The following is a 1,629-nucleotide window of genomic DNA, read 5'->3' as shown; positions in this document are numbered from 1 at the left end:
CGTATCGATTTCACGGTTATCCCGGCGTCGGTGTCGTTCCGTCCGGCGCAGTCCACGGCGTGGCCGCGTACCTACGGCCCGCAGACGGCGAAGGTTGTCGGGCCCCAGGGAGAGAGCATCTGGACGGACAAATATGGCCGCGTGAAGGTGAAATTCCACTGGGACCGTCTGGCAAAAGGGGACGACACCAGCTCCTGCTGGGTGCGCGTGTCGAGCGCCTGGGCGGGCCAGGGTTACGGTGGGGTGCAGATCCCGCGCGTGGGCGATGAGGTGGTGGTGGACTTTATCAACGGTGACCCGGACCGTCCTATTATCACCGGGCGCGTGTACAACGATGCCAGCATGCCACCGTGGGCGCTGCCGGCGGCGGCGACGCAGATGGGCTTTATGAGCCGCACGAAAGATGGCTCCGTGGATAACGCCAACGCCCTGCGGTTTGAGGACAAGGCGGGTGCGGAACAGGTGTGGCTCCAGGCCGAGCGCAATCTCGATATCAACGTCAAAAATGATGAATCGCATGCCACGGAAAAAAATCGAACCCAATATGTGGGAGAGGATGAAACCTTACGGGTGGCAAAAAATCAGAAGGCAGGGGTTAAAGGGGATGTGGTTTGCCTGACGGGCAACAGCCGCAGCGATAAAGTTGTTAATAACTTTATTATTTCAGCGGGCAATACGTTGAGGCTGGAGTGTGGTGAAAGCGCCATTGAATTATCAAAAGACGGGAGCGTGAATATCATTGGCAATAACTTTAACTTTACCGCTAAACAGAGTGCGCAAATAAACACGCTTTCCGGGGAATTGCATCTTAACCCTGCTGATGGCAGCAATGCCATCGATGCGCCAGGGGCATCCCACCAGACGGCAATCCAGCAGGAAGTGGATGGTTTTTTTGTTTTCAATGCCAATAAGTAAGCATATTCAGCCTGCCACACAACCGGCAATCCCGTTACCGTAAGGCGACGGGAGGTGCATGTGTTGGTGGGCAAAAGAGGCATATTGAAATGAACTGGTTTTTCTTTTTTTTCTTTTTGATCCTCACACTTGCACTTATCTGGAATAACAATAACCTGTTTAATAAGAAACAATGGATCAAAACGGGTCTGATACTGATACTTGTCCTGCTTTCTACAGTCGGCATTGGTTTTCTTTTGAAATGGCTGGCTCAGTCATTTTCATTATTTCCGGTCGCGGTGGCTAAACATTACTCCATCATCATATCTATGTCTCTCCTGTGCGTCTGGGGTATGAAATTTACCGCCGTTTTGCTATGCACAATATTGTCTGGTGTTATGGTGGGACATAAAAAATACAACGCTACGAATTATGAAAAAATTTCCCGGGTCACACACACCGTAGCGCCGCCCCTGTTTATCTTTGCCAAACTCCTTCTCTCGTTGGGGTGTGTCCTTATGTTTTCAGGTTTGTGGCTTAAGTAAGCGTTGCAATTAACGCTGCATCGAGGCTGCTGAAACTAAGATGTTGCATTTACGGAATAACGATTATGCTCAACCGAATTACCGTCCAGCTCCCCGTCGAGGGGCTGCTCTTCTGGAAACTCTCCGGCCGCGAGGCGATGTCCGAGTCGTTCGCCCTGACGCTGACCCTGCTCGGCACGGATGCGCGTAT

Annotated in this window: 2 protein-coding genes; both read left to right on the top strand. The window is 51.9% G+C overall.

Features of this window, described 5'->3' with window-relative positions:
- Nucleotides 1–915 (top strand): type VI secretion system Vgr family protein (locus ACOTZF_RS25170; RefSeq protein WP_421636238.1); only part of this gene is annotated, 915 nt, incomplete at its 5' end.
- A gap of 89 nt (nucleotides 916–1,004) precedes the next feature.
- Entirely contained in the window at nucleotides 1,005–1,439 is a 435-nt protein-coding gene (locus ACOTZF_RS25165) for a hypothetical protein (protein WP_129253550.1), read from the top strand.
- Nucleotides 1,440–1,629: the final 190 nt, after the last annotated feature.

The sequence above is a fragment of the Enterobacter cloacae complex sp. SHL021 genome, from assembly GCF_049237765.1.
Lineage (GTDB): Bacteria > Pseudomonadota > Gammaproteobacteria > Enterobacterales > Enterobacteriaceae > Enterobacter > Enterobacter cloacae.
This window is presented reverse-complemented; position numbering and strand designations above follow the sequence as displayed.